Origin of the sequence: Halomonas pelophila, assembly GCF_040196315.1 — a bacterium.
Classification (GTDB): Bacteria; Pseudomonadota; Gammaproteobacteria; order Pseudomonadales; family Halomonadaceae; genus Halomonas; species Halomonas pelophila.
The window spans coordinates 1-2,312 of sequence record NZ_JBEGCI010000029.1 but is presented as its reverse complement, the minus strand read 5'-3'; the positions used below and the strand labels follow the sequence as shown (position 1 = coordinate 2,312).

The following is a 2,312-nucleotide window of genomic DNA, read 5'->3' as shown; positions in this document are numbered from 1 at the left end:
TCACGGTACTCGTCGATGCTCGGGCAGGAGCAGATCAGCTGCCGGTCGCCGAAGACGTTATCGACCCGGTTGACCGCCGGCCAGTACTTGGCCGCCTTGACGGCCTCTGACGGGAAGGCACCGAGTTCGCGCGAGTAGGGGCGCTCCCAGGCCGCGTCCATCAGGTCGGCCATGGTGTGCGGGGCATTGACCAGCGGGTTGTCCTCGGCCGGCCAGTCGCCGCGCTGCACCGCGCTGATCTCCTCGCGGATCGCGATCATGGCGTCGCAGAAGCGGTCGATCTCGTAGCGCGACTCCGACTCGGTGGGCTCGATCATCAGCGTGCCGGGCACCGGGAAGGACATGGTCGGGGCGTGGAAGCCGTAGTCCATCAGGCGCTTGGCGATATCCTCCTCGCTGATGCCGGACTCGGCCTTGAGCGGGCGGATGTCGATGATGCACTCGTGGGCCACGCTGCCGTTCTCGCCCTTGTACAGCACCGGGTAGTGCTCGCCGAGGCGGGCGGCGATGTAGTTGGCGTTTAGGATGGCGAGCTCGGTGGCCTCGCGCAGCCCGCGCGCGCCCATCATCTTGATGTAGGCCCAGGAGATCGGCAGGATCGAGGCCGAGCCGAAGGGCGCCGCCGAGACCGCGCCGCAGCCCGCCTCGACGCCCTCGATCGGGGTCACCGCGTGGTTGGAGACGTAGGGTGCGAGGTGCGCCTTGACGCCGATCGGGCCCATGCCCGGGCCGCCGCCGCCGTGGGGGATGCAGAACGTCTTGTGCAGGTTGAGGTGGCTGACGTCGCCGCCGAAGTCGCCGGGGCGGGTCAGGCCCACCTGGGCGTTCATGTTGGCGCCGTCGATGTACACCTGACCGCCGTGGGCATGCACGATCTCGCACACCTCGCGCACGTTGGTCTCGAACACCCCGTGGGTCGAGGGGTAGGTGATCATGATCGCCGAGAGGGCCTCGCGGTGGGCCTCGGCCTTGGCGGACAGATCGTCGATGTCGATGTTGCCGTCGGCGTCGCACTCCACGACCACCACCTGCATGCTCGCCATGGCGGCGGAGGCGGGGTTGGTGCCGTGGGCGGAGCTCGGGATCAGGCAGATGTCGCGGTGCCCCTCGCCCTGGGCCGCCTGGTAGCGACGGATGGCCACCAGGCCGGCGTACTCGCCCTGGGCGCCGGAGTTGGGCTGCATGGAGATGTGGTCGTAGCCGGTCACCTCGACCAGGAAGGCGGCCAGCTCATCGATCATCTGGCGGTAGCCGGCCACCTGGTCGCGGGGCGCGAAGGGGTGGATGCGGGCGAATTCCGGCCAGGTGATGGGGATCATCTCGCTGGTGGCGTTGAGCTTCATGGTGCACGAGCCCAGCGGGATCATCGCGTGCGCCAGCGACAGGTCCTTGTTCTCCAGGCGCTTGAGGTAGCGCAGCATCTCGGTCTCGCTGCGATAGCGCTGGAAGGTCGGGTGAGTCAGGAAGTCGGACTCGCGGGCGCAGCCGGCCGGAATGCCACTGAGCCCCTGGGCCACTACGCGGTCGTCGAGCTCGCGCACGCCCAGGCCATGCTCCTCGTCGAGCAGCACGTCGAACAGCACGTCCAGGTCGTGGGCGGTGGTGGTCTCGTCCAGGCTCAGGCCCACGTCACCATTGGCGAAGTAGCGCAGGTTGACGTCGTGGGCCATGGCGCGGCCGTGGATGCGGCCGGCGTCCACGCCGGTCAGGCGCAGGGTGTCGAACCAGCTGTCGTGGGCCAGGGTCACGCCCTTTTCCGCCAGGCCCGTCGCCAGGATGGTGGTCAGGCGGTGGATGCGCGAGGCGATGGTGGTGAGGCCCTCGGCGCCGTGATAGACGGCGTAGAAGCCAGCGATGTTGGCCAGCAGCGCCTGGGCGGTGCAGATGTTGGAGGTCGCCTTCTCGCGGCGGATGTGCTGCTCGCGGGTCTGCATCGCCATGCGCAGGGCGGTCGCGCCGCGGCTGTCCTTGGAGACGCCGATGATGCGGCCCGGGATCGAGCGCTTGAGCTTGTCGGTGGTGGCGAAGAAGGCGGCGTGCGGGCCGCCGAAGCCCATCGGCACGCCGAAGCGCTGCGAGGAGCCCACCACCATGTCGGCGCCCAGGGCACCCGGCTCCTTGAGCAGCACCAGGCCCATGATGTCGGCGACCACGCAGGTCATCACGCCGCGCTCGCGGGCGGTCTCGATCAGTGGCGCCAGGTCGCGGACCCGGCCGCTGTCGCCGGGATACTGCAGCAGGGCGCCGAAGACGTCGTGCTCGGCGAGCGCCTCGGCCGGGGCCACCACCAGCTCGAAGCCGAACCAGGCCGC

General features: G+C 69.5%; 1 protein-coding gene. It reads right to left on the bottom strand.

All coding sequences use genetic code 11. The annotated features are described in order from the left end of the window. Positions 1-2,312 (bottom strand): aminomethyl-transferring glycine dehydrogenase (gene gcvP, locus ABE957_RS18120; RefSeq protein WP_349760061.1); only part of this gene is annotated, 2,312 nt, incomplete at both ends.